We start from the raw sequence: 25,286 nt of genomic DNA on the forward strand, positions 1-25,286 counted from the left end.
AAGAAGGTACTAAAGCAGGCTGTCAGAGATAAAGTATTTATCAAAAGTCCGGCCATGGACGTGATGAACAAACGAACAAACGATAGTCTATTGAAAGACGTACTGACTATTGATGAACTGCAATTGCTAGCTAATACCTATTGTGGCAACGAAGAAGTAAAACGGGCTTTTCTATTCAGTTGCCAAACGGGTCTACGGTTTGTAGACATCAAAGCATTAAAATGGAAAAACGTTAGAAATGGAGCCTTATTCGTTGTTCAGGAAAAGACTGATCGAGATGTAACAATCAATCTCAACAAAACTGCTGTCAAGTTACTTGGAGAATCAGGTAATAGTGATGAGTTGGTGTTTACCCTGCCATCCCATAATGGTACGATTAAGGCTATTCGGTATTGGACGAAAAGGGCTAAAATAGATAAGCATATTACATTCCATTGTGCCCGACACTCATTTGGGACTAACTTAGCTATGTTCAATACTGATTTACTTACTATCAGTAGCTTGTTAGGACATTCCAATTTACGACATACGACTAAATACGTAAGGGTCGCAAAGGCTGTTAAAGAACAAGCTGTTAACTCCTTACCAGAAATTCAATTCTAAGCCATGGCAAAGATTGAGTTTTTGACGGATGATGACATTGAGCAGTTAGCTTGGTTGCGTGATGAACTTTACCCCCTTGCTCCATCTCCCTCGACAGATGAGGAGCGTATAGATCAATTCAAGGAGGCAATTGATATACACAGAAGATACTTGTTTACTTATACTCCTCCTGAACAAGCTAAACCCAGTGAACAAGAACTACTGACGTATTTACCTTTTGAGCAACTACAAACCAATTATAAGAACGAGGTAAATAACAAGAAGGCTACAGACAGCCATCTAATTCTTGAGTTTACAGCAGACCAATTAAAAAAGGTTGAACACGAATTGGCCTTGCTAGATACCCCCCTTGCAGAAATGCTTTACAGCATATTTTTGTCAGGCGCATATAAGGAACATCGTATTTTAGTTGATGATGGCTTATTGGGCAGATTTGGCGTTCAAAATACAGCATTAGGGGCAGATGATGGATTACTACCGGCTCGTATCGCTACGATTTGGGACAGAGTACTTTTTAAATTGTACCTACAAGGGGAACAGAACCGCAAAAACGGCCTCCCTACTAATCGAGTTAATAATAACCGTTCATACCACTTTGAAAACCTAATGAGTGATGGGCGACTTGATAAACTATTTGAAGAGTTAATGAGTGCTAGTAAACTGCTTGACCTCTCAACTGACAAACAGGAGTTTATAGCAAACCTCACTGGCGACAATACCGAACCTATTATCTGGGTTGGCGGTAATGGCCAACTAGCTTACCTCATTCAAAAACTTGTTACCAATGGATTACTTGGAGCTAAGAATGACAGTCTATGGGCCGCAACGGAACAGCATTTTATTGGCACCAATGATAAACGCTTCAACAACTTAGTGAGGGATAGACAGATGTACGAACAAAACAGGAGCAAAAAACCTAAACGCGGTAACGAAATAGATGCAATAATTGAAGTGGTTAAGCTAATCGAATAGATAAACCGGCAATTAGTGCATTGGGTAGTTCATAAAAAGTTAAACATGCAACTAACGCTCTTTTTTAGCGCCCACGGAGCTGTTGTACTACTTCATTTTACAGTCTTCAAAGTGTTTAATGGTCATGCCCCTCGCGCACGCGCACGCGTGTATCCTGCAATATGGTCAATTTGACTGTATCCCCATTTTTATGGCAGTTAAAAAGAATCTCAACCCTCATGCTCACGTACGCCTTCACTATATACAAGCTGATTAATTTCCATAGAACAGCAGGTGGTTCTATAAATATTTTATTGACATTTTTTGTCAAAAAAGGTCCCTTTCTATCGCGTGGGGTTCAGCGATGTATTTAATGAATTACTATTTTCTTGTCAAGCTCCGTTATCAACTCACTTGGGATGGCTAGGCTTGAGCTTTGCATTAGCGTCTCTAAGCGATGTTTAATTCTACTTGAGTGTTCAGGTTGAGCAAACCCTCCATTCTTTCGAATCTGGTCTACCAAGTCATTAACTGCCATATAGCCACCCATACTTTCGATTCCAGCTAAAGTTAGTTGATCAGAAAAAATCTTTGGCGTTTTAGGTGTGGTACTAAAGATCATTTTCTGAATCTTAGTGATGCATTTATACTCCGCAACCCACTGACAGCAGATGTTATGACAGAAATCTTGATTACAAAGAGTTTTTGGTGTTACTTCGACTGTGTTAAAGTGTTTTGGTAAATCACTAACGTAACGTAGCTCATAACGCAGTAGATGTTTATTTTGGTAACAAACAGGGATAGAAGATTTGTGGCGTTTACATTCATCGCCTTTGTCGTAGACCATCTTTTCGCGCTTACCATTTTTCCAAAGTATTGATTTAGGTTGCTCAAACCGGTTGTAGAAGCGGCTATTACCTAAATACTCCAAATAATCCTTTACAGGGCGTTCCATAACAAATGTGTCAGCAAAATCAAACCGTTTTACAATAGACTGCTTTAAAGGCAAGTGCAGTTGGTCGCTCAACGATTCTAAAGCCAAGGCAGTCTCGTTATAGTCTAACGGTTTCACGTTACTACCAAGATAGCTTTTGGGAAGAGATCCGTTTAAGCTGATCCCGCTCTCATACACAGCGACTCGATAATTGTTAATGTGCCCTACATATGATTCTCTACCATCGGCACGTTGTTGGTAAATTAGCGTGTTGGAGTCGAGAAAGCGGGAAGTAACATTCAGCAAGTCAACACCCCCCGCTTTCTCAACACTCAACCACATATTAAGCGTATCAAGCCCGACCATGCGAAGTTTTGCCTTTTTGGCGATGCTGGTCGTATTGTTTAACCTCCTCGGCAATCTGAGTTGCCGTTTTAACGGGATTCTGCATTAGCCACTCGTCGATCTCCGCTCTATTGAAATATAATTGCTTACCGCGTGGATTATAATGCGGTACTTGTTTTTGCGATGTTAACCGATAGCCGTAGGATTCACCAATGCCGACATAATTGCAGAATTCGACAAAGGTTAGAACGTCTTTCTTCGATAATATAGACGTTTCGATGCGGTCGAGCTGTTCTTTCAAACCTGAATCAATTAGAGTACTCATTTCTTACCTGCGTTAAATGGTTGCCAATCAGCCCCGGTAGCCGTTTAGTGCAATTGCAGGTCAAAAATGAGCAGATAGGTCAGCCAAGAAAATAGAGAACCATATAGCGGTATATGTTTTTAAACCACTCATTAGAAGAGAATTTAACACTACATCTAAAAACAAAAACCCACTCGAATTGAGTAGGCTCTCTTAAAATATTCCGATTAAAGTTAATGAGTATTCTTACTCAGAAGGTTGGCTCTGCTGCCGCCGTTGGGCCATATCCACAAAATTTAGTGGCTGAACCAAAACGGTTGGTATTCCGGCACGTGCCGTCAAAGAAGCAATAATCTCACGTACAAAAGGAAAGAGGATGGCAGGACCGTTTATATCGGCGAAGTTGTCCAAAATAGATTGGTCTGTTCCATCGATCACAAGAAATTGACCACCCATTTTAACCGTAATTTCTAGCGGTCGCTTTTCGTCCTGCTCCTACCAAACCTCTGCTTCTAGCGTAACGTATAGATGTGGGAGTTCCGTTCGACGGGCAGAGTGAATCTGTAACCTATTTTGAACGGTACCCGTGTTAGTTAACTCCTCATCGCGCCTGAAGTTGACGGTTAGTAAGTCTATTTTTTGTAAAGTAAAGGCTGGCTTCGGAGCGGTTTCCATGAGTAGGTAGCAACAAACAACTAATGAAGTAGCCATGGCGTAGTTCAGCGAATCCGACACCGATGCGTTAAGAGCATTTGCAACCGGAAGAAGCTTTTGGTGAGCCCATACGACTAGCAATTGGCAAGGCCCTAGTGGGCTCCGAAATTGAAATTAAGCTTACTCTATTTGGAAAAAATCTGCCAACACCGATTAAAGACACGCTCATACTCAAGATCATTTAATGTCTACTTGATCTAGGGTTACTTCAAAGGCAACACTTGCGATAAATATCCCCTTCTGCGTATAGTCTTCATAAAATGTCATAAAAGCATTATTTAATTTATCACTGTGTTCACTCTTCTCAATAGGTACAATTTTATTTTGCATGGATATATCTAAGTAGTCCAGTACGGTTGTCCCTTCGCCTGGAATGGCTCTAATGAGATAAAGTCCTACTTTGATAGCTAAACCTTTTTCAGTTGTCCTCAAGGTGATTCTGTGCCCTATGGTTATTAGAAATTCTGCAAAAAATCGCAATCTTGCATCTGGGGATTCATAAGTTAAGCTTGGATAGAATTCTCCAATAGCCCAGTCGAAAAGGAAGATCTGACCTAAGACTAATAACATTCGGAGCGGAATAAATACTTTGCGGTTTTTCTTTACCCGAGTTATCAGAAATACTTCATTGAATTTTGTACTTGTAATGATCTTTTTAAGGGCAGGGTCGAACAGATATTTATAAAGCTCCTTATCGTCAGTATAGGAGAAGGGCTCTTCCATGTCAGCTACAATCAAATTCACGTGATCTAACCCCTTACAATATTCGACGATCTTATCATTCTTCCGTTTCACGATAGAGGCTAGTAACTCAGAGTAGACACTTGGAGAAGGTCGTCGATGGGCAACTGCCATAATATCAGATGCTTTCGTTGTTCCATCAGCATCAATAATTGAAATTTTATCTACTTGAATATTCTTCTCATCTTTCCGATGAATGTAGCTACCCCATTGAGTAAGTGATCGGTGTACCAAGAAACATTTTTTAATCGGGCATGCGACTCAGAGTGATACAGTTCAGTTATTTCCACCCCGAAACCCGTATCAAGATTATGATGCTGTAATACGAAATCAGGGCTTTCTTGGTTGCTTACCGACTTAAAATGAGCCGTATCATACACCATTTTCAAAATAGCCATTTCCTTATCCTTATTCATTTGACAATAGCTTATTGATTCTTTGACAATTCTGTAAATTTAAAGACGGACATTGAGTTGTCACAGCAAGTTAGTCCATGATCTAGGAAAAGCCACTTTACATATTATTGATGCGTGAATAAGCCTGTAAAGCTTATGAGAGATGGTAACGGCTTTAGGCTGCGTTGGGCAGCTTCAATAAGTAAACTACTTTACGGACTAATTCACGCATCAATAATACCGCTTAATTCATTTATAATCTGTTTATTTGTAAATAAAAAGCATTTTGTTTTACTTGGCTATTCTATAAATATACAAAAAAGAAGGCAAATCGCTTATGTATCTTGATGCAATTCTTTTTGTATAGTTTAATTAAACATAATTTTTGAAGTATATGCATTCTATAGATCAAGCTAGAGAGAAATTTGAAGATTTTAAAAGAAATCTTGAAGCCTATAAAGATATTGATTTAACGGAATCTGATACTAGGTCTAAAATTTTAGACGAAATCTTGAAGAATGTATTAGGATGGACAGAAAATGATATTCAGCGAGAAGGGCATACTCACGAAGGTTATTATGACTATTTGATTTCAATACCAAATTTTAAATTTATAGTTGAAGCAAAAAAAACTCATAATGATTTTAAGCTTCCTTTGAAAAACAAATCGACAAGTATCGGTAGTATCCGAAAAGAAAATTTAGAAGTAATTAATCAAATTAGATATTACTTGTTAGAAGCTGGGTTGCAGCATGGGATTATATCAAATGGACATCAGTTCATAATTGGGAAATTCCTAAATTCAGATGCAAGTGATTGGACAAAAAATAAATGTCTTCTGTTTCACAATATAGATGATATAAGCAATAGATTTGTTGATTTCTACAATTGCTTATCTAAAGGTTCTATAGTTGAAAATGTTGGATTTGAATTCTTAAATGAAGATGAGCAGAAAGCACAAATTATTTCTACAAGCTTGCCAAATAAGGAAGTTGAATTAATTCGAAACTCATTTAGCTCTAATATAACTCCAATTATAAATGAAATATTTAATGAAATTTACAAATATGATGTGCTAGATGACAAAGAATTGATTGAGAAATGCTTTGTTTCTAATGAAGAAATAAATAAAAATAGATCAGAGATAGAAAGATTATTCGGTGATAGACCACGTCGTTTGAGCGAAATTAGCTCAGCCAGGAATACTAATAGTATAGTAAAACAGATTAAAGATGAAATCGAATCTGTTCCGATAACTTTAAAAACTATTGAACCTCCTAAACCTATTATAATTGTCGGATCTAAAGGTGCAGGTAAAACGACCTTTATAAATTTCTTATTTAAAGTTTCTTTTGATGATTTATTCTTGAAAAAACGCCCATATGTATATCTTGATTTTAGGAAATATACAGAAGAGGATTTAGGGAGAATTAATTCATTAATTATAAAAGATTCAATTTTATCTCTTTATGAGTTTTATCCAGATTATGAGTTACACAGTCTTAAGGTTTTAAAAAGAATATATCTTACAGAAATAAAACGAAAAGAAGAGGCCGGGTGGGGGCATTATAAAGAACATAATCCAGAAAAGTATTACGAATATTTGATTTCATTTTTAGAAGAGTGCCAGAAAGATGATGAATCTCATTTTATTAAACTTTCTGAATACATGATAAGAGAGAGGTCATTAAGGCTCTGTCTTATCATTGATAATGCAGATCAATTTAATACAGAAGTACAGAAAAAGGCTTTTTTGTTTGCACAGAGTATAAACAGAAAAGCTAAATGTGCTGTAATTATTTCTTTGAGAGAGGGGTACTACTACTCTTGGCGTAATAAGCCACCATTTGATGCTTTCAATAGTAATGTCTATCATGTTACAGCACCACCTTATGAAGATGTTTTACAAAAAAGAATTGACTATGCTCTTGAAAATTTTAATTTAGAAGGAAAAACTTTTGGAGATCTACAAAGTAACTATAGATTAGAGCTTAAAAATAACTCTGTTAAAGAGTATTTTTTAAGTGTAAGGCAAACTTTATTTGGGCGTGAAAATTCTAAAATGCTTAATTTCTTAAAAGAAACTACCTATCCGAATATAAGAGAGGGTTTAGAAGTATTTAACAATTTTCTTTTGTCGGGACATTCAAATGTAGAAGAGTATATATTAAGACAAAGATTTGATAAATTATCTGATTCAAGCACCCATAATTTAATACCTATTTGGGAGTTTATAACTGCGGTTGCGCTGGAAAATAAAAAATATTACAATCATCTTATTAGTAAAATAAATAATGTTTTTTATCCTGTAGAAGGTAGTAGTAGCCAGTTTTTAAAGATTCAAATATTATATTATTTAAAATCAAAAATTGATAAAGTGGGTTATCTAGAAAAATATATACCAGTCATTAATATTAGTGAAGATTTTTCAAAATTGTCTTACAAACCGAGTATAATAATTGCTGAGATTAATGAATTGTTGAAATTCAATTTGATTGAAACTGAAGATAGTTTATTAGATAAAGATTCAGAATTAGATCTTCCTGATAATAGCAATATTAGTATATCTATGAAAGGAAATTACTACGTTAAGTCATTGATCCCTACATTTGCATATATGGACTTGATAGTACAAGATACTCCTATTTTCGATGATGATTTTTATACAAGAATACGAAAGAGCTTTCCACTTGCTGATGATACTGGTAAGCGTAGCTTATACTTAAGAAAATTAGTAGTTGAGCGTTTTGTTGAATACTTGAAATATCAAGAAAAGAAGGAAACATTTGATAATGAAATAGTTTCCAATCGCATTGTAGAAAACTTACTAAATAATGGTTTGGAAAATGATCTAAATAAATTGTTAAATAAAACGTTGTGATAAAATAAATTTTTTAGAATTTAAAGTAACCATTATTTTCTATGAATCGTGTTTTGCAATTATCTCCTCCCATTCTGGAGGAGATAATTCTGAGGCACAACTATTAAACGCTCAATTTGTGATTCATCAGGCTTGAGCATAGAATTTGGATATCTTAATTGCTCCTATATGGTTTTAGTACTTATAGACCCGTGAATTAGTCCGTGAAGAAGGCAACCTCTTTTTTGCGGAAAAAGCAACGGATTCGTTGGTGATCCGCCTGTAAGTAATCAACCTCTTCCAGCACGGCGGCTTGGGGCGATTCCAGGCTTGTAAAGACCCGATTTTTCAGCGATCGCTTAAGTTGGCTCCAGACTAACTCGACCGGATTGAGCATGGGACTGTGAGCCGGCAAACGCTTCAAATGCACTCGACCAGGTCGATGGTGAAGCCAGTCTCTAACGGTTTGCGAACGGTGGATGGCCGCCCCATCCCAAATCACCAACAGGTTTTGACGTCGGTAATGCCAACAGAGCTTGCCCAGAAACCAGCAAATCGCTTCGTTGTCAAATGGCTGATCTTGACCCGCTAGATGCAAGCGACCAATTGGGAGCAATTGCGGCAATCAGATTGAGGTGCGCCCGTCCAGCCTGCTCTACCAACAAGGGCGTTTGACCACGCGGAGCCCAGCTATGAGCCACAAAAGGTAATAAATAACAAGCCGCTTCGTCCACGTACAGAATCGTTCGCCCTTCAGTTTGAGCCTTTTTTGAGAGCGGGTAAACGTTCTTCCTGCCAGTTGAGAACAGCCTGAGTATCCTGTTGTCGGGCTAGCCGGGCGGGTTTTTGTCGACTCCAACCTACTTTCTTGAGTAGTCGCCCGATTTGAGACGGATCGTAGCTGACGCCAAAGAGCTGATTGATAACCTGGTTGATGCGCGGTCGGGTCCAGACCTGGTCTGAAAAGCCGTGGTGCTCAGCGCCTTTAGCCAGTTCCATGGTTAGCTGGTCGAGTTGCTCCATCGTCAGCCGGGGTGGTGCTCCGGTGCGTTTGCTGGTTATTAGGCCGGCCTCCCCTGTTGGCGGAAGGTTTTAAGCGTCTGACTAACCCAGGCGGGTGTCAGACCGAAGGCCCGGGCAATATCGGCCTGCTTCCAGCCTGCCTGGTTGAGTTCGACGCAGCGATGCCGCAGCGCTTCGTAATCTGCCTGTTTGTAGGTAGCCATAAAAAGCCAAGGCACAAACGTTAATAAACTTACTCACGGATCAATAATTTGCAAATCCAGAAGTGTTTGTAGAACTATGTGAGAATAGGTTGATTTCAATTTTAAGAAAAACCGCAGATTTACAGTACTATATTTAGAAGAACTGCACTCTTGAATTGTGGGTATCTCCGTATAAAACTTTCCCTTGCTCGAAAGTACTCAGCTTGTTCTTCGTATGATTGTCTAGGCCACATCACTTTATACATGTATGAGGCCACTTTAATTACAGCATTTGTATTAGCCTCTATATCATGGGCATCCCTTATAGGTTTTATTATGACTTTGCCATCTACTTGATGTAGGGAATCCGAAATTAATGAGTTAGAATGAACAGTCTTAGAAAACTCTGAATAAATTAATTCCTGCATGGCCTCCCGATTTAATGAAGCTCTTAAATCTGTTACAGTATTTATAGAATCAGAGATAGTGAACCAAAATACAGAAAATTGTTTTCTTGTCCCAATATTTGGTCCACCCTTAATCATTGTAGCTGTATCGTACTTAGTTCTAATAGGATCGAAAATTACGTTATCAATTTTATTTTGATATATATTTATTTGGTTCTGTATATCAGTAATTGGTTGAAGTTTTTCAATATTTGGAATTGCAATCCGCTTATTTGCCTGCCTTAATTCATCATACAATTCTGCAATAAATATACACAATGCTTTTTCCTTAATTCTTGTCGGATCATTTAGAAGAAATTCAAATTGAAAACCTAATTCTAGCATAATTCTCATTATTGGATGCATTGGCAAAATGCTCCCTTCCTGTATTAGAATAGCGCAAGCATCCATTAACTCAATAAGCCTCCTAAATATTCCAATTACTGCAAGCGATATTTCAGGATGTGAATCAAGCTTATCTTTTTCCATATCTATTAAGTAAGTACCTAAATTCCTATAGTCATAAATTAATTTTGCGTGATAAGATAATTTATTTTTATTTTTTTGATATGCTAACTCATCAATAGTTGACTGTGTAGCTAAATCGATGTCTATCATCAGTAATAGAAAGTTATTGATTACAATGTTATTTAATCGTTATACCACTTAATGCAGATGTGTATAATGCTTATTTCAAAAAGCTTGGATTAAGTAGTAATCTACTGTTTAGTTTTTCTTAGAGTGTGTTTGGAAATTGAGAAGAACTAAACGTCGTGTCATTTTTGTATCGATCAAAATATTCAACGATGCATAAACATTGAAAGCTACTAACCGACGCGAAGTGGGCCGCAATTTCGCCTTTTTTAGCACTCCAAAGCAAGCACAGGCATGACTTAAGACGCATTGTCAATGTCATTTATGACTATCGCGTACGGGCGGACAATGGCGCAATATACTTTTTGAAGATTTATACTATAAGCTGTTCACCACTAATTTGATCAATGGGAACATAAAGGAACCTTTTAGCGGGTGAACGCAGCATTTAATTTCGTGTATCGTCAACGGATCAGTAGAAAAGCATCATTCTCAGCACTGTATATTCATTCACAATCGATCAAGTTAGCTCCCATGATTTGGGGAAACGAGGCTAGGTGCCAGCAAGTCAATGGTCGCACACGCCATTTGATTGTTGATATATAGGGCCGGTTGTGGGTGGCTGGAGTCATATGCATTCACAAGTATTTAAACAAAAAAAAGTTTAATATAAATTATCTATTTAAGAAGATTCATTAGGTATTCGTTGTTAAATAGGAATCTTTTTACATTCTTCGGCGTATTAGCCATTAAATGGTTGTTTTTTAATTTTGTCAATAGCCTTTCTTTAAATTTATCCGAATCTATATAACTAGTTACCAATTCATTTATCTTGTTAATTCCCAAACTTTTTATACCTGGATCTTGAATCATCACATTCATAAATTTTCCTATATCGTAACTTTTTAACGCATTTACGTATGCATTATATAAGAGAATTCACACGTAATCATACTAATTTTACTATACTGACTTGCAATATTTTCGTTTAATAGACGAATGCCAAGTTCGACATCTTCGTCAATAATCATCTATATATAAAATAGAGAATAAGCATTTTCTAAAAAAATTGGCAATTCTAGATCGTCAGGAGCGATAACAGCATAATATGGAAATACTCCTTCATTTAAATTGATTGATTTAATATTGTGTGCGCCAAACACGTTGCTAATAATACCAATAAATTATTATCACACTCAATATTAATACTTCTAAGACTATGTAGTAATTCTGGCCAGTAAACTACATCCTTATTTATTAAAGCTATTCCATCTTGTCCTTCTGTTCCATGTATTTCAAAATGAATTAATGGATATTCATGCTTTGCTACTTTTTTAATTGACATTAAAACGTCCTGAAGCTCCTTTGCAGAGCTTACTTTACAAAGCTGAAATTCCACTTGCTTCTGACTTACAGTGTTACAATATGGAATGAGTTTTCGAGCGAAATATTCTCCTGAAGTAGTTTTTTGCCCATCTCTAATTGAAGCTTCTGTTTCAGGTAGCGATTCAATTATATATATTTTTCCAAATTCAAATCCTAATGTCCCCATTTTACAAGTTCTTATCCTTTACTAATTCATGTAATCCATGAGTATGTCTGTAAAGTTAAAGACGTTCACTGAGTTGTCACATCAAATTAGCTCGTGATTCAAGAGAAGCCACTTTACAAACTAATTCACAGATCAACAAGAACGAGTATGTTAGTATTATTTAATTCTAATATTTAACACGTGGACAAAAGTGTCCCCTATCTGTCCCCTAAGCAATAAAAAAGGTCTGTAACACATTGTATCACAGACCTTTAATAATAGATAATGGTACCAGGAGCGGGAGTCGAACCCGCACGGGCGGATGCCCACAGGATTTTAAGTCCGGCGTGTCTACCAGTTCCACCATCCCGGCATTCCATGCCCCGCAATGCGGAGCGGCATTTACAAAAAAAGCACCGGGGTCGGTGCCTTTTTGTTGAGCGAAAGACGGGGTTCGAACCCGCGACCTCGACCTTGGCAAGGTCGCGCTCTACCAGCTGAGCTACTTTCGCAAGTTAGTTCGCCTGCCTATTGGCGAATTGTGGATGCAAAGGTAGCTTTATTTTGGTATTTGTCAAGTGATGCCCTCAAAAAAAATCTATAAAAATTGGCAAAAAATTTTCCAAAAACTGATTCTGAACGAGTTAAGCCACTTTTTAAAGTAATGGATCATTGACCTGTGTATCGAACACTCCCGTCAATACCTGGCCATTGCGTTTCACCTGCACCCAAATTCGGTAATGACCTGCCCTTGGAAAGGCATACGGGAACTCAACCATATTGTTCGTTTTCATTGGGTGACTCATGACCGGCATCGATGCCGCCAGCATTCGATTTTTCTCGACTTCCGGCAACGTTTTGAGTTTGGCCAGCCAGTTGTCGATACTATCCCGAAAATGAACAGCGTTGGGGTAATGGAACGTCCGGGCCGTGTCGGCTATGCGGCTGACCAGCGAACCTTCGGCCGCCATCGAGTAAGTGCCCACCGGGTGAAGGTGAATATAGACCGTGCCGTCGGAGCGCAGAATAGCGGCATGACCACCCATGCCCAGATAAGGTTCTATGGGCGTCGCTTTTCCCTGTGCATCGGCCACGGCAAACTTCAGCGTATATAATTTACCGGCTTCCAGTATTTGCGCTGATTTGTCCATCCAGATCATACTGGAGCCATCGGCAAGTTTAGCGCTGGCACCGGGTTTTCCACATACCACCATGTCGTTGTCCAAATGCGGCACGTTTACTGCATTGGCTTTCACACCCATAGGTTCGGCAACGAGCCAGCTATCGTCAGGGTCCGTTGGTTTTGCAGCCGCAGCCGCTTCCGCCGAGATTTTGAGTAAAGGTACTTCGACTGTATCGGTTAAGGTTTCGGCGAAACCACTGCGATACACGACATCGGCAAACAGCATGTATTTACCCCCCGGTAAAGCCGGTAAGGCAGACTCATAATTCAGGGTGTCCAGACGGTTTGGATGCAGGTGGGCGAAGGCGTCCAGACCCGGCATACGCACTAGAAAGGCATGCATCAGTTTGCCGTGGTCGGGCAAGATGTAACTCAGGGTCCGGCGCTTTTGTCGGTCGGCGCCATAGCCACTTGTATCAAATCGTATTGTCAGCTGGCGTTGTCCGTCTGCGATTCGCACCGATGCCTTAATGGGCGTTGGGCGGTACAGCTGAACGTTCCGGTAGTCTTCGGCGGTGCTGTTCCACCACGACCGCCAACCCGCCAGAATCAGCGTGATCGCGATTAAACCAATACCCATACCCACTACACGTTTACGTCCGAGTTTAGCGGGTGGCGCTTGTCCCGGCGCTACAACCCCATCGGCATTACTGGCGCCAATGATCGTGACCAGCATGACGACCAGCAACAACCCCATTGCGGCCAGCCCAAAGCCTGTTCCCTCTGGCATATCCCGCAGTGCCGTGGCTACGGCCATTACAGGCACCACCACGCGTTGTTTTCCATCGGGACCATCAATATCAAATTCAATACTCGACGAACCCGAACTCATCAGCCATAAATCACCCTCGTAGCGGTTCGTACCCGTGGGTGTCAATATATCATGTGTTGGTGCGCCCTTATCGCCCGAACGGAAATAGATAGGTCGGGCACCGATAATGCCCGCTCGCCCCTGTTCGACAAAGACGGTAACGCTGGCGGTTCCGGGCACCACATCCGGTGGTTTTATGCTGATTAACAATTGATATTTCCCGGCCTGTTTTTGCACAATCACCCCTGAACTACCAACATGGCCATAGGCCATCTGCGAAAGAACGAAAGAGTGAAAGAGCGAAACGAGGAGAACAACCCAATTTAGCTGACCGGGCTTTCTGCAATGTATAGTTATCATGTTTTCTGTTTCTAGCTGTTTTCGCCGTCTATCGTGCAATTCGTTTCATCCAGTTACCCCAAAACAGGCCAACGCGGGCCGAGAGGGTTGCATAGAGAAGGGCTTTCCCGAAACCAGTCCAGAAATCGGCGGCCGATTGAAGATTCCAGGGGGCAAACGCATAGCGATACTCCCAATCGGGAGGGCTGTCGTAGGTCCAGGAATAGGAGAGGAAAACGCCATTTTGTGCGTAGGGTGAGGTCAGCAGAAAGTCGCCAAAGGGCCATTGCACGGCCAGTAATACCAGCATAAAGGCTACGGCATATATACCCGCCAGCAGCCAGTCGTTCAGTTTGCGTTTCCCGTTCAGCGGTGCGTCGAAACGATGCATGAGCCAATCGAGCGCCAGACCCGGAATGACGAGCAAAAGCGGGAACATAAAGGGCTGGTATTGCGTAATCGGATTCAGCACCGGCCCCAGGCGTGGTGTGGCCGGAAAATTCTGAAGTATCCAGCTTGGCAGCAACATACCCAGTATATAAATGCCTGTAATGGTGGTAATGGGCCAACGCAACATAGAAGCCCGCCCTACGGCCAGCAGGTAAAACGGAAGGATAATAGCGGCTGTAGCATAGTACCCGGACTGGTGCGACTCGCGCATGCCCATCGACTCAGACAGTAGCGTATAAAGTATGATCAGAAGCAGGCCAGCGGCCAGGGCAAACAGCCATTTCAGGCGGCCTAATCGCAGGACATCCTCTGTCGTTTGGCTGGTTAACCGGTTCCGGTATTGATTCTGAAGTGCCAATACCCCAACGATGGCACCAAACTGAAGCGTCATGATGCCAACTGCCAGAATAGTGTGCGGGGGCGTCAGGATCTGAACGTCGAGACCATAGGTATTGTGCCACCAGTCGTCGAAGGGCGCTGATGTCAACATTGCCAATGCGCCCCAAACGCTGAACATGGCACCCAGCGATCCGTAAAAAATACCCCAGAACGGAATAGCGGTTGCTCTGCCCGGATGGTTCTTCGTGAAGGTCAGGCTTAAAATCTGGTAGGCAGAAAACAGGCCGGATACAACAGCCCCCACATAAATAACAACGTGCGGAGGGGCCAGCAACCCATCTCGCCCGATGCTCATGTGCCACATGATGTCCCAAAGCAGGCCCATTACGACGCAAAATGAGGCAAAGACAACGGCATAAATGTAGGTTGGTATACCCAGACGCCAACTGCCGGACTGCTCACGATCGGATTGAAAAGAGGAAGGAAATGCGGATTCCATATAAAATCAACGTGAATAAAAATGAGCTGTTAAACGGATGCCTAAAAATACCGAAAAGTTGGTCGGCTTAGCTTAAAATAATTGTATTCGGTCGTTATTCGTATGCCACTGTATGTCAATGCTATACCTTGCCAAGCCGTTAGTAAACGATAAGCAGATTTTCATTTGTATAATGACCGCAAGAAATGTCAACCTGAGCCAACGGGACACCAATTGACTGGTTTGTAGCGTTATTTGCGAAACCATTTGTGCGCTCATAATCATGCTACGTTTACATTCATCAGTACGCGTCTTTCTGGTCTCGGCAAAGACACTCCTGTTTTTGGGACTTAGCCTCTCCATGAGCGCGTGCGTGCCCGACTTCCTGCTCTCCGATTCTGACTGGGTGGTTATCGAAGCGGGTGAACACGAACCCAATCCCAAGCGTAAAGTGGGCTTACTGATCAGCCCGAGTGAAGTCTCCGCAACGGTTACGTTCGATAGTTCATGCATTTACGAGGTTGGTGCCGTTGATACCGACGACTGGAATAAAGTGATTGGCCTTGGGTTCGTGGGTTCTAAAGATCAGCCACTGGACGGTGTTCCTCCGCACCAGGTAGATGGCGCACGGGTAGGCTGGCGCTGGAATCCGCAACATGGCCGCATTGATTTGGGTGCTTATGTTTATGTTGAAGGACAGCGTATAGACTTTAAGGTGGCCGAAGTAGCCCTGAATACGCCTACCAAAATGACCATCAAAATCGACTACACTCGGAAGGTGTATCAGGTACTGGGAGGTAAAACTGTACCCTTCACGCACAACAAGTCGTTTGCCTATAATACCGGCCTTTATTTCGGCGGTAATCAGGTAGCGCCCCACCGCATTCGGGTAAAAATTGTCGACTAAGCGGAGTTAGCGGGACTGTCTATGGCCATTTCTCCTTTCGACCTGATCATACTGCTTGGCGCACTCCAGGGATTTATTCTGGCCACGCTCCTATGGGTTAGCCGGAAAGGCAACCGCTTGTCGAATCGGTTGCTGGCTACCGTGATTGGCCTACTGGCGCTCATGAGTCTGGCCATAGCCATCCCAATTTATAATCGCTGGGTGAGCTTTGCGCTGGATTTCCTGCCGCTCATTAACGCGATGCCGCTGAGGCCGCTACTCTATTTTTATACTAAATCCCTGCTTGATCCAGGGTTCCGGCTCGGTCGGGCGGAACGAATTCAACTCTACCCGGTCATCCTGGATTGGGGTTCAAAATTTATTGGCTGGACTTTTCTCGGCGGATTATTTCTCGGTTTGGTGCCCCAATCCGATGGTCCGGCCTGGGGGCATGTGATGAACGAATACGACACCTATACCGATATTCCCCGATGGCTGTCGATGACGATTTATCTGGGTCTGACCAGCCAACTATTACGCCAGCCTGCACCCGCCGATACGGTTCTGAAAGCACAGGGGAAGCAGCCAAATCTACGCTGGTTTCGGCAGTTTATCCGAGTCATCCTGTTTTTTCAGGTACTATGGCTCATTCATTTGGTACCTTACATTATTCCAGACACCCGGTCGGCCTGGCTGGATCAGTTTGGCTGGTATCCTATTTACATTCCCATTGCCATCATGATTTACTGGATGGGTTTGCAAGGGTATCTGCATGCCCGAAATAGTCCGGCAGAAGGTTTATCAGAAAAAGTAACAACTACGTTTATACCCGCCGAAACCGTTGATAAGGCGATTCAATCCTTAACAGCTGCCATGCAAACCGACAAGCTCTACCTCGACCCGGAACTGACCGTCGAGAAAGTTGGCCGACATGTGCAGTTACCGCCAAAAACGGTTTCGTTTGTCCTGAACCAGTATGTGAAGAAAAGCTTCAATGCCTTTGTGAATGACTATCGGATCGAGGCTGTGAAGCAGCAACTGACCAATCCCGCCAACGAACACCTGACGCTAACAGGCATCGCACTGGAATGCGGATTCAATTCACAGGCTACCTTTCAGCGGGCGTTTAAACAGGCAACGGGCCAATCGCCCAAACAATACATCGAGCAGCAGGCAGCAGCTTCCTAAGACATTTCGTATGGGCAGGTATGGGTCAAACGCCATATCTTGGAGATATGGCGTTTGACCCATACCCTAGTACTCTTCCAAATTAATTCTTACATCAATTCGACTTATTAACCGGATTGACTTGCTCGTACCACCGATTGAGTTTGTCTTCAGCCGTAGCCACCGTAAAACTCCAGTGTACTCTAACCGCCCGCTTGTTGCGTTCATCCGTCCACAATTCGACTTGGCGAGTTAATTCTTCCAAACTACCAATCCGCCGGTTCAGGCATTGGCGGGCTAAAGCCGAAAACTCAATCTCGGCCATATTGAGCCAAGAGCCATGTTTGGGCGTAAAGTGAAACACTAGTTTGCCGCTCAACAACCGGGCCTGAGCCAACGGCAAATGCTCATAAAACGAGCCGTACTTATGCGTATTTAGGTTGTCCTGTATCAAATCAATATAGTCAACATCAGCATAATAGGTTGCGATGATATATTGCATAAACTGGGCGTAATCCGCTTTTGTACGCTGCTCTCGGGTCTGCGTGTAACGTATACCCTTGTCTAAATCGTAAGCCAGCAACACAACACTCGTTCCTTGTCGGACATATTCATTATCCTCTTTGGCAGCCTTACCAGGCTTAACGGCGATGGGAGCCACCACATCGTCAAGCAACTGGCAGGGACGCTCGTCAAAACAAATCCGTGCCCGCTTCGATTGATTAGGATGGGTGTAAATCCTGAGGACATCTTCCAGTTTAGCCAGATACTCCCCGTCTATCTGCCCAATGCACCATTGCTTTTTGAGCCAGGGCTTAAGCTTACTTTTTTTAGGGCTAAGCGTACTGACTCATCATCAATGTGAATCTCGAGTTTGACTAAGCGTTCATTAATCAGGGCCGCTGTCCAACGAGTACGCCCATCAGGAGCCTCACTACAAGCAATTTGAGTGATGTGGGCCTCCACTTGAGAGGTCACTTTTCGGGGTTGGCCGGGTCGGGCTTTCTCCCCAATGGCTCGTTGCAAACCCGCTTGCTGATAGCGTTTACGCAAGTTGAAGACCGTGGCCAGACTGATGCCCAATGATTGGCTAATCTGTAGCGGGTGCTGCCCCTGATGAGAAAACTGCAAGGCTCTGGCTCGGGTCAACTTACGGGCAGCGTCTTTCCCTTTGCGAACGAGTTGGTCAAGTGTTGTGAGATCGGCTTCCGACAGCACAAACGGTTTAGCGATTTGGCCCATGTCGGAAAGATAAATATTTTTATCTAACCATTAATTTGGAAGAGTACTAGCCTGTTTTGGTCTAAAAATCAATATGTCATGAAAGCCATCGGCTGTCTTTTCCTTTCGTTCCTGTTTTCGTTTAATGGCCACGCCCAGCCCGCCATCGACTCGCTGAAAACCCGGGTTCTGCAACCGTCTGCTATGCAGGCCGATTTTCGCTACCTCCGCAAACTGCTGGAAGAAACGCATCCGGGTTTATATCGCTACACGCCAAAAGCAATCATGCAGGCTAAGCTGGATAGTATTGATCACACGCTGACAAAACCACTTCCGTTTTATAATTTTTACCGGACAATTGAAGCCCTTATGGCCGACATCCGCTGCGCCCATACGTATGCATTACCGGAGAAAAACTGGCGCAATCAATTCAATAAGATCCAGAGAACGAACCCATTTTTTATCTGGACCACTCAACAACGCTTCTTCGTACTGATGAACGGCACGACCGACCAAACCATTAAATCCGGTTTTGAGCTACTTAGCATCAACGGACAGCCGATGGACGACATCCGGCGGCAAATGGACCGATACCATTGGGCCGATGGTTATATCCAGTCATCGAAAAGTCAGATGCGGGGTGAATTTTTTGACTTGTTCTATTATTGGTTCGTTGGCCAGCCGGATACGTTTTCGCTTAAATTTCGCAGTTTGACCGGCGACACCGTTCAGGTGAATGCCGAAGCAAAACCCTATCGCGAGTCGTTGCGGCAAATGCTCAAAAATCCGGTCAACAAGCAAATGGTAGCCTGGTATGTTAACAAAAAACAGAAACACCCCTGGCGCCTGTCGTTCCCCGATACGCTGGCGAACACCGCTATTCTTCGGTTTGATGAATTTGGTGGCAAGGGAGCAAAGAACAGTACGGAAGCCGTGACCGTCTTTCGGGCCTTTATGGATAGGAGCCTGGCTAAACTCGAAAAGCAGCGAACAAAGCATCTGGTTATTGATGTCAGAGGCAATACGGGTGGGTGGGACAGTCAGGGTATCGAGTTGTTCACCTATCTGATGAAAACGGATTTAGCCGTACCCTATCACACTCGCCAGCATAGCATTAGCGATGGCACTAGTGGAAGCGAGTTTATCCAATTTTCGGACCTCTCCGAAGCCAACCGCAAAAACATAAAGAACGAGTTGATACCTGAAGCCGATGGTACGTTTACCCTTAAACAGGCCAGTGACACTGATTCGACGGGCCGAACTCCCAAACGATATACCCCTAAGCCCAATCGGTTCAAGGGACAGGTTTATGTGCTGATGAATGGAGAAAGTGCCTCAACGGCATCGGAGTTTCTGGCGGTTGCTCATGCCAACAACGTGGGGGTGTTTATCGGTACGGAATCCGGTGGCGCGTATGAAGGGGGTAATGGGGGTAGTTTTATTACCCTTGAGCTGCCCAGGTCAGGTATACAGGTAACAACACCGCTGGTGTATTACAACAATGCCGTACCTGAACCGAAGCTGAAAGGGCGCGGCACACTGCCGGATTACTACGTGCCCGTTACAATAAATGATTTGCTGATGCACACCGATTCACAATTTAATTTCGTCGTGACCTTGATTCGGAAGCAACCTCAATGAATTTCGCTGACACTGACCTGCGATGGCGGCCGCCGTGGATGCGGCTACCGGATTCCGAAACCCACCCGCCGGACGCATAATCTGGTGAATGCCATCCGGCGGGGCGAGCGGGTATTTGCCAGTTAATGAACACGATGAGCCTGATGGATAACTAATTGATAATCTGACAAATATCAAGAGCGGATGCCCCGTCGTTTTATGGTTTCGTATGACGTTTATCGGTAACGAACGGTATAATTGCGCACAAAAAACGTTTATTCTGTTTGGGTACTGCCTGGCGGGCATTTACCTGATTCAATAGCACAATAGACACCAACTTGTTCCTATCGGTAACCTGCTTTACTTTATGCATATTTTCGAGATCCTTTACCACGAATTCATCGGTTTCTGGGGGTATGATCAACTTTGGAAAATCATTCAGACGCAGAACTACGAAGCCCTGCTGACGCAAAAGGGGATTCAGGCTTTTTTGAGGCCGGTCCTTCCAGTACTCCTGTTGATTGAAATCATTCGGGGTCTGTTCCACCAACGTTACTCACACGCTCAATACAAAATTTCGCTGTTTACGTATATTCTGAATCGCTTTATTTCCAGTTTTCTTTCTATCGCGATGGTCGCTTTCTGCATTGGCTTTTTTGAGCCTTATGCATTGTTCAAGACGACCCTTAGCTGGTACTGGTTTATTTATGGCTATGTGGTTTGGGAACTGGCTCATTTTGTCTACCATTATTTTGGGCATAAAGTCCGGCTCTTCTGGTGCCTGCACTCCACACACCATGCCCCCGAATACATGAATCTGTCGGTAACCTATGCCCACTTCTTTCTGGAAGCACCCTACGCCGACATTATCCGAACCACCATCTGTATCCTGCTGGGCGTAAATCCTCCCTTGCTTTTCCTCATTATGTTCATCGACGGAACTTGGGGGTCATTCATCCATATTGGCGAGAACCTGCTCAAAGACGGGCGGCTGGGTTTCCTGAACAGAGTTATCCTTACGCCATCGCATCACCGCGTACATCATGCCCGCAATCCGCTCTATATGGACACGAACTTCTGTAACCTGCTCAATATTTGGGACAAGGCATTTGGCACGTTACAGGATGAAAAGCAACAGGTAGACATTGAGTATGGCATCAGCCGACCCATGAAAAAAGGTGATTTTCTCGATGCTTATTTTGGGGAGATCGTTGCTTTAGGAAAAGACGTGTATGCTGCTCCCGGCATCAAAAACAAAATACTCTATGTCTTCATGCCGCCCGGATGGAGCCATACCGGCGACCACAAAACGGCCACTGTCGTAAAAGCTGAGTATGTTAAAGAGCATAAGCAGGCCCTTCGTCTGGAAGGCCAACCTTAACCTTAGTCCAATTTTATTGGTTAGGTAATGACTCATTTCCTGTTTACTCATGGCTCATTACGTACACCTTCACGACTGGCCTACCGGACCGGTAGAACGTCTCTCCACCGAAGCGGTCCTCCTGCAAAATCGACTGCGCGATCAAGTTCGCATTGAACCGTTGACCAAAACGCCCGAAACCATTGCGGGCTGCGATATATCATTCAACAAGTTTGAGGAAACCGTGTATGCGGGCATTGTGGTGCTGCGGCTCGATACCCTCGAAACCATTGAAGAAGCGGGCGTGGTGAGCACAGCCCCGTTTCCTTACATTCCGGGCCTGCTGTCGTTTCGCGAGATTCCGTCTCTGCTCGAAGCCTGGCAGAAACTCAAAATCGAACCCGATGTGGTCATGTTCGACGGCCACGGTACGGCTCACCCGCGCCGGATTGGCATTGCCTCACACGCAGGCCTGTTCCTCAACCGACCAACGTTTGGTTGCGGCAAATCGGTGCTGGTGGGCAAGTACGACGAACCGGCACCGGAGCGCGGCAACTGGTCGCCCATGACGCACTATCGGGAAGTAATTGGAGCGGCTTTGCGAACGAAGAATAAAGTCAATCCGGTCTATGTCTCGCCGGGGCATTTGATTGACCTGGAAACCGCCATCGCGCTAACACTTCAGTGCAATGGCGGCTATCGTATTCCCGAACCCACCCGCCGGGCGCACAATCTGGTGAATGCGCTCCGGCGGGGAGAACAGGGTGATCTGAGTAAGCTTTAAAACGACAAACGCCATTTCTTCAAGAAATGGCGTTTGTCGTTTTAAAGCTTCTGCAAAAACATCGTTTTTAACACCATCACTGTTTTTTCGACTTTACCTTCAATTTCTTCGGCATCGTCGGTCAAACGGATATTCTTGACAACGGTTCCTCGTTTCAGGGTTGAAGATGAACCTCTTACCTTTAAATCCTTGATTAATTTTACGGAATCCCCTTCAGCAAGGATTGTTCCGTTACTGTCTTTTGCGTCCATTTAGGTTATGTGTTGGTGGTTTCGCGCAAAGGTACGCAAATTGTCAGGCTTGACAGAGATGAGCACAAAGACAGCTTCTCCTCAATAACTGTGTTCCTCCAGCTTTACCTTGCCGCGAAAGGTCCAGAACATAAATACCGTGTAGGTGCCCACCAATGGCATACCGATAAAGGCAAACAGTAACATCGTCCGCAATGACCCATCCGACGAAGCGGCTTCGTAAATGCTGATATGCCCCCTCGGATCAATATTTGACAGCACCAGATTCGGGTACAGACCCATTGCAAATAGGATGAGCAGCAGGGCCGTGGTGATGGCCGACGACACGAACCCTCGCCGGTATTGCCGCTTCTCAATGCTCCGGCGAATATTCAGCACAATCAACACGGCGGTAATGGGCAGCACAAACAAGATCGGATAGTTCTTGAAGATAGCCGTCATATGTGGCACATAGATCAGCGTGGCCAGCGAGGTGGCCATGAAACACAGAATGAAGAATTTGCTGGTGTTGTTGGCAATGATGGTCAGGCGGGTAAAAATCCGGTCTTCGGTTTTCATGATCAGGTACATGGCCCCGTGCATCATGAACAGCGACAGCACCGTTACGGCAATCAGCAGTGCATAGGGATTGAAAAAATCACGCAGCCGACCCACAAATTCGTGGTTGGCATTGAGCGGAATACCCTGAATCAGATTGCCCAGAATTAGGCCCAGAAGTAACGAAATGACAATGCTGGACAGACAAAACGAAATGTCCCATAGTTTGCGCCACCATTTCATTTCTTCCTTGCTTCGAAACTCGATGGAAATAGCCCGGAAAATAATAGCCACCAGAAACAGAATAAACGGCAGGTAAAACACCGACAGAATGGTGCCGTACACCAGCGGAAAAGCCGCAAACAACGACCCGGCTCCAATCACGAGCCAGACTTCATTACCATCCCAAACCGGCCCAATCGCGTTGAGCGCAATCCGCCGACTATCTTCTTTCCGAAAGAACAAATGAATAGCCCCGGCCCCCAGGTCGAAGCCATCTAAAATACCATACCCGCTGATCAGCGCACCAATTAGCAAAAACCACCAGGTAGGAAGATCAATACCAAGAACAGTATCCATGAGTGAAAGAGCGAAAGAATGAATAGCGAAAGAGCGAATGGTGAAAGAGTGGCTGACGTATTAGGTTCTGGCGCGTCAGCCACTCTTTCACTCTTTCGCTCTTTAGTTAAGTACTGGGTTCATGCGGGAAGACGACTCTCCTTGATCCGAATGCACATCCGGCCCGTGCTGGATTTTCTTGTTCAGCAAGTACAGGAATAGGGCGAACAGCATCATGTAAACAAAGGTGAACAGGATGAGCGAAGCCAGTACATGTTCGGCCTTGACCGCCTGCGAAAGGGCGTTGGATGTTCGCAGCAGACCATATACTACCCACGGTTGCCGGCCTACCTCAGCTGTGTACCAACCTACTTGGTTGGCAATTTGCGGGAGCAATACCGAAAACACGAAAACGACCATCAGCCAGCGCGTTTCGAAAAGCTTTTTCCGATAAAGCATGTATAGCCCAAACAGCGTTAACGCAATCAGTGCCATACCGATAGAGATCATCAGGTGGTAGGTCTGAAACACAAAGTTGAGTGCTGTCGGGCGGTTTTCGGGCTTGATACTGTTCAGGCCGGGAATGGGCGCGTTTATATCCTGATGCACCAGTAACGACAACCCACCGGGAATTTTAATGCCTGTCGTTTTTTGTGTTTTAGCATCGACCCAACCCATCAGGTACATATCGGCGGGGGCGAGTTTATCGAAATGTCCTTCCATAGCAGCCAGTTTGGCGGGTTGGTATTTGGTCACGACCTCCGCCGATTTACTACCCGTAAACAACTGCGCCAGAGCAGAAACAGCCGCAATCCAGAGCGCGATCCGGAAGGCTGTCTGGGCGTGAACAACGTACTTTTTCTTCAGCACATACCACGCACTCACGCTCAGCACCAGAAACGAACCCGCCAGCAGGGCACCAATCAGCACGTGCGAATACCGTTCCAGTGAGGAGGGATTGAAAACCATCGCCCAAAAATCGGTTACGATGGCACGCGCCTGCATACCCTTGCCTTCAATGCGGTAGCCCGATGGTGTTTGCTGCCACGAATTGGCGACCACAATCCAGAGTGCCGAAAAAATAGAGCCCAGCGCCACCAGAACGGTCGCCATAAAATGCACGCGCGGGCTCACCTTATTCCAGCCAAAGAGCAGAATACCGAGAAACGCCGATTCCAGCGCAAACGCAAAGATGCCCTCTGCCGCCAGCGCCGATCCAAAAATATCGCCAACGTAGCGCGAGTACGTAGCCCAGTTGGTACCAAACTCAAACTCCATAACGATACCCGTGGCAACGCCAATGCCGAAAATCAACGCAAATATTTTGACCCAAAACTTAGTCAGTTCTTCGTAGACCTTGTTTTTTGTCTTGAGATACATGCCCTCCATCACCACCAGGCACACGCCAAGGCCAATGCTCAGGGGCGGGTAGATGTAATGAAAGGCGATGGTGAAAGCGAACTGGATTCGGGAGAGAATCTCGACATCAAGCGGTGAACTATTGCCCATAACTGTCGTGATAGGGGGCGAACAACTATCGGTCGAAAGGTACAACCGGAATGCACATCATAGACGTTATAGAAATAGATTTTGCTAAAAATTAACTCAAGCTGCAAGAGTAGTAATTGCATTAACTTTTGATGAATAGTTGTTGTCGGTAAACGGCAAAGGAGTACATT

24 protein-coding genes, 2 tRNA genes and 1 pseudogene (1 of these 27 running past the window's edge) are annotated in these 25,286 nt (G+C 43.9%); 9 read left to right on the forward strand and 18 right to left on the reverse strand.

Features of this window, described 5'->3' with window-relative positions; genetic code table 11:
- Both CWM47_RS16345 and CWM47_RS16350 read left to right on the forward strand, forming a co-directional pair.
- Positions 1-603, forward strand: partial view of a site-specific integrase gene (locus CWM47_RS16345; protein WP_100989310.1) — the 3' portion only. The gene continues 471 nt to the left of window position 1, outside the view; only the last 603 of its 1,074 coding nucleotides appear in the window; its start codon lies beyond the left edge, outside the window; it ends in the stop codon at positions 601-603.
- A 3-nt stretch (positions 604-606) separates the two neighbouring features.
- The gene (locus CWM47_RS16350) at positions 607-1,575 is read left to right on the forward strand and encodes a hypothetical protein (RefSeq protein ID WP_100989312.1); all 969 of its coding nucleotides are present in this window, start codon (positions 607-609) and stop codon (positions 1,573-1,575) included.
- Positions 1,576-1,924: 349 nt separating this feature from the next.
- On the opposite strand, the gene CWM47_RS16355 is transcribed toward CWM47_RS16350, so the two are convergent.
- From CWM47_RS16355 to CWM47_RS16370, 4 genes are all read right to left on the reverse strand, one after another.
- Positions 1,925-2,854: a phage/plasmid replication domain-containing protein gene (locus CWM47_RS16355; protein WP_100989314.1), complete on the reverse strand. Its 930-nt coding sequence runs from the start codon at positions 2,852-2,854 to the stop codon at positions 1,925-1,927.
- Positions 2,841-3,158 carry a helix-turn-helix domain-containing protein gene (locus tag CWM47_RS16360; protein ID WP_100989316.1) on the reverse strand — a complete coding sequence of 106 codons (318 nt, stop codon included), beginning with the start codon at positions 3,156-3,158 and terminating at the stop codon, positions 2,841-2,843. Before CWM47_RS16360 ends, CWM47_RS16355 begins: the two co-directional genes overlap by 14 nt.
- 225 nt (positions 3,159-3,383) lie before the next feature.
- Positions 3,384-3,605 (reverse strand): protein-export chaperone SecB, encoded by a 222-nt coding sequence (locus tag CWM47_RS16365; protein ID WP_394342017.1) that lies wholly within the window; start codon positions 3,603-3,605, stop codon positions 3,384-3,386.
- A gap of 423 nt (positions 3,606-4,028) precedes the next feature.
- Complete coding sequence (locus tag CWM47_RS16370) at positions 4,029-4,826, reverse strand: hypothetical protein (protein ID WP_157815977.1); 798 nt, start codon at positions 4,824-4,826, stop codon at positions 4,029-4,031.
- A 555-nt stretch (positions 4,827-5,381) separates the two neighbouring features.
- On the opposite strand from CWM47_RS16370, the gene CWM47_RS16380 reads away from it, so the two are divergent.
- Complete coding sequence (locus CWM47_RS16380) at positions 5,382-7,868, forward strand: ATP-binding protein (protein ID WP_100989325.1); 2,487 nt, start codon at positions 5,382-5,384, stop codon at positions 7,866-7,868.
- 196 nt (positions 7,869-8,064) lie between these two features.
- Here CWM47_RS16380 and CWM47_RS40245 read toward each other — a convergent pair whose 3' ends face one another.
- The 9 genes from CWM47_RS40245 to CWM47_RS16420 all read right to left on the reverse strand — a co-directional run bounded on the left by CWM47_RS40245 (position 8,065) and on the right by CWM47_RS16420 (position 15,244).
- Positions 8,065-8,472, reverse strand: a complete 408-nt coding sequence (locus CWM47_RS40245) for a transposase (protein ID WP_394342003.1) — start codon at positions 8,470-8,472, stop codon at positions 8,065-8,067.
- Positions 8,473-8,600: 128 nt separating this feature from the next.
- The gene (locus CWM47_RS39220; RefSeq protein WP_240625922.1) at positions 8,601-8,870 is read right to left on the reverse strand and encodes a helix-turn-helix domain-containing protein; all 270 of its coding nucleotides are present in this window, start codon (positions 8,868-8,870) and stop codon (positions 8,601-8,603) included.
- Positions 8,871-8,908: 38 nt separating this feature from the next.
- On the reverse strand, positions 8,909-9,073 hold the full coding sequence (locus tag CWM47_RS39225; protein WP_240625923.1) for a helix-turn-helix domain-containing protein: 165 nt from the start codon (positions 9,071-9,073) through the stop codon (positions 8,909-8,911).
- A 119-nt stretch (positions 9,074-9,192) separates the two neighbouring features.
- Positions 9,193-10,116, reverse strand: a complete 924-nt coding sequence (locus CWM47_RS16390; protein ID WP_100989327.1) for a DUF5677 domain-containing protein — start codon at positions 10,114-10,116, stop codon at positions 9,193-9,195.
- A gap of 1,102 nt (positions 10,117-11,218) precedes the next feature.
- A complete protein-coding gene (locus CWM47_RS16400) occupies positions 11,219-11,644 on the reverse strand; it encodes a hypothetical protein (protein ID WP_100989331.1) in 426 nt (141 codons plus the stop codon).
- A gap of 265 nt (positions 11,645-11,909) precedes the next feature.
- Positions 11,910-11,996, reverse strand: a tRNA-Leu gene (locus CWM47_RS16405).
- Positions 11,997-12,062: 66 nt separating this feature from the next.
- Positions 12,063-12,135, reverse strand: a tRNA-Gly gene (locus tag CWM47_RS16410).
- Between the two features lie 144 nt (positions 12,136-12,279).
- Positions 12,280-13,977 (reverse strand): hypothetical protein, encoded by a 1,698-nt coding sequence (locus tag CWM47_RS16415; RefSeq protein ID WP_100989332.1) that lies wholly within the window; start codon positions 13,975-13,977, stop codon positions 12,280-12,282.
- A gap of 28 nt (positions 13,978-14,005) precedes the next feature.
- On the reverse strand, positions 14,006-15,244 hold the full coding sequence (locus tag CWM47_RS16420) for a hypothetical protein (RefSeq protein WP_100989335.1): 1,239 nt from the start codon (positions 15,242-15,244) through the stop codon (positions 14,006-14,008).
- A 262-nt stretch (positions 15,245-15,506) separates the two neighbouring features.
- Here CWM47_RS16420 and CWM47_RS16430 point away from each other — a divergent pair, with 262 nt between their 5' ends.
- Both CWM47_RS16430 and CWM47_RS16435 read left to right on the forward strand, forming a co-directional pair.
- The gene (locus CWM47_RS16430) at positions 15,507-16,130 is read left to right on the forward strand and encodes a hypothetical protein (protein ID WP_100989339.1); all 624 of its coding nucleotides are present in this window, start codon (positions 15,507-15,509) and stop codon (positions 16,128-16,130) included.
- 21 nt (positions 16,131-16,151) lie between these two features.
- Complete coding sequence (locus tag CWM47_RS16435) at positions 16,152-17,297, forward strand: helix-turn-helix domain-containing protein (protein ID WP_100989341.1); 1,146 nt, start codon at positions 16,152-16,154, stop codon at positions 17,295-17,297.
- Positions 17,298-17,391: 94 nt separating this feature from the next.
- On the opposite strand, the gene CWM47_RS16440 is transcribed toward CWM47_RS16435, so the two are convergent.
- Positions 17,392-18,066: an IS630 family transposase gene (locus tag CWM47_RS16440; RefSeq protein ID WP_100989343.1), complete on the reverse strand. Its 675-nt coding sequence runs from the start codon at positions 18,064-18,066 to the stop codon at positions 17,392-17,394.
- Positions 18,054-18,518: a helix-turn-helix domain-containing protein gene (locus CWM47_RS16445; RefSeq protein WP_100989345.1), complete on the reverse strand. Its 465-nt coding sequence runs from the start codon at positions 18,516-18,518 to the stop codon at positions 18,054-18,056. The genes CWM47_RS16440 and CWM47_RS16445 overlap by 13 nt, the downstream gene beginning before the upstream one ends.
- Positions 18,519-18,596: 78 nt before the next feature.
- On the opposite strand from CWM47_RS16445, the gene CWM47_RS16450 reads away from it, so the two are divergent.
- The 4 genes and pseudogenes from CWM47_RS16450 to nfi all read left to right on the forward strand — a co-directional run bounded on the left by CWM47_RS16450 (position 18,597) and on the right by nfi (position 22,261).
- Positions 18,597-20,138 (forward strand): S41 family peptidase, encoded by a 1,542-nt coding sequence (locus CWM47_RS16450; RefSeq protein ID WP_100989346.1) that lies wholly within the window; start codon positions 18,597-18,599, stop codon positions 20,136-20,138.
- A pseudogene (locus CWM47_RS40250) lies at positions 20,139-20,264 on the forward strand (endonuclease V); the annotation flags it as partial. It lies immediately after the preceding gene.
- A 220-nt stretch (positions 20,265-20,484) separates the two neighbouring features.
- Positions 20,485-21,498 (forward strand): sterol desaturase family protein, encoded by a 1,014-nt coding sequence (locus CWM47_RS16460; protein ID WP_100989348.1) that lies wholly within the window; start codon positions 20,485-20,487, stop codon positions 21,496-21,498.
- Between the two features lie 49 nt (positions 21,499-21,547).
- Positions 21,548-22,261, forward strand: coding sequence for a deoxyribonuclease V (nfi, locus tag CWM47_RS16465; protein ID WP_100989350.1), 714 nt, complete (start codon positions 21,548-21,550; stop codon positions 22,259-22,261).
- A 41-nt stretch (positions 22,262-22,302) separates the two neighbouring features.
- Here nfi and CWM47_RS16470 read toward each other — a convergent pair whose 3' ends face one another.
- The 3 genes from CWM47_RS16470 to CWM47_RS16480 all read right to left on the reverse strand — a co-directional run bounded on the left by CWM47_RS16470 (position 22,303) and on the right by CWM47_RS16480 (position 25,116).
- A complete protein-coding gene (locus CWM47_RS16470) occupies positions 22,303-22,512 on the reverse strand; it encodes an alkylphosphonate utilization protein (RefSeq protein ID WP_100989351.1) in 210 nt (69 codons plus the stop codon).
- Between the two features lie 81 nt (positions 22,513-22,593).
- On the reverse strand, positions 22,594-23,628 hold the full coding sequence (gene cydB, locus CWM47_RS16475) for a cytochrome d ubiquinol oxidase subunit II (RefSeq protein WP_100989353.1): 1,035 nt from the start codon (positions 23,626-23,628) through the stop codon (positions 22,594-22,596).
- A gap of 102 nt (positions 23,629-23,730) precedes the next feature.
- Positions 23,731-25,116, reverse strand: coding sequence for a cytochrome ubiquinol oxidase subunit I (locus CWM47_RS16480; protein ID WP_100989355.1), 1,386 nt, complete (start codon positions 25,114-25,116; stop codon positions 23,731-23,733).
- Between the last annotated feature and the right edge of the window lie 170 nt (positions 25,117-25,286).

Source organism: Spirosoma pollinicola (assembly GCF_002831565.1).
Lineage (GTDB): Bacteria > Bacteroidota > Bacteroidia > Cytophagales > Spirosomataceae > Spirosoma > Spirosoma pollinicola.

Coding starts and splice junctions, on each gene's coding strand:
- CWM47_RS16350 (WP_100989312.1), top strand. CDS start 607: ATGGCAAAGATTGAGTTTTTGACGGATGATGACATTGAGCAGTTAGCT.
- CWM47_RS16355 (WP_100989314.1), bottom strand. CDS start 2,854: ATGGTCGGGCTTGATACGCTTAATATGTGGTTGAGTGTTGAGAAAGCG.
- CWM47_RS16360 (WP_100989316.1), bottom strand. CDS start 3,158: ATGAGTACTCTAATTGATTCAGGTTTGAAAGAACAGCTCGACCGCATC.
- CWM47_RS16380 (WP_100989325.1), top strand. CDS start 5,382: ATGCATTCTATAGATCAAGCTAGAGAGAAATTTGAAGATTTTAAAAGA.
- CWM47_RS39220 (WP_240625922.1), bottom strand. CDS start 8,870: ATGGAGCAACTCGACCAGCTAACCATGGAACTGGCTAAAGGCGCTGAG.
- CWM47_RS39225 (WP_240625923.1), bottom strand. CDS start 9,073: ATGGCTACCTACAAACAGGCAGATTACGAAGCGCTGCGGCATCGCTGC.
- CWM47_RS16390 (WP_100989327.1), bottom strand. CDS start 10,116: ATGATAGACATCGATTTAGCTACACAGTCAACTATTGATGAGTTAGCA.
- CWM47_RS16400 (WP_100989331.1), bottom strand. CDS start 11,644: ATGGGGACATTAGGATTTGAATTTGGAAAAATATATATAATTGAATCG.
- CWM47_RS16415 (WP_100989332.1), bottom strand. CDS start 13,977: ATGATAACTATACATTGCAGAAAGCCCGGTCAGCTAAATTGGGTTGTT.
- CWM47_RS16420 (WP_100989335.1), bottom strand. CDS start 15,244: ATGGAATCCGCATTTCCTTCCTCTTTTCAATCCGATCGTGAGCAGTCC.
- CWM47_RS16430 (WP_100989339.1), top strand. CDS start 15,507: ATGCTACGTTTACATTCATCAGTACGCGTCTTTCTGGTCTCGGCAAAG.
- CWM47_RS16435 (WP_100989341.1), top strand. CDS start 16,152: ATGGCCATTTCTCCTTTCGACCTGATCATACTGCTTGGCGCACTCCAG.
- CWM47_RS16445 (WP_100989345.1), bottom strand. CDS start 18,518: ATGGGCCAAATCGCTAAACCGTTTGTGCTGTCGGAAGCCGATCTCACA.
- CWM47_RS16450 (WP_100989346.1), top strand. CDS start 18,597: ATGAAAGCCATCGGCTGTCTTTTCCTTTCGTTCCTGTTTTCGTTTAAT.
- CWM47_RS16460 (WP_100989348.1), top strand. CDS start 20,485: ATGCATATTTTCGAGATCCTTTACCACGAATTCATCGGTTTCTGGGGG.
- nfi (WP_100989350.1), top strand. CDS start 21,548: ATGGCTCATTACGTACACCTTCACGACTGGCCTACCGGACCGGTAGAA.
- CWM47_RS16470 (WP_100989351.1), bottom strand. CDS start 22,512: ATGGACGCAAAAGACAGTAACGGAACAATCCTTGCTGAAGGGGATTCC.
- cydB (WP_100989353.1), bottom strand. CDS start 23,628: ATGGATACTGTTCTTGGTATTGATCTTCCTACCTGGTGGTTTTTGCTA.
- CWM47_RS16480 (WP_100989355.1), bottom strand. CDS start 25,116: ATGGGCAATAGTTCACCGCTTGATGTCGAGATTCTCTCCCGAATCCAG.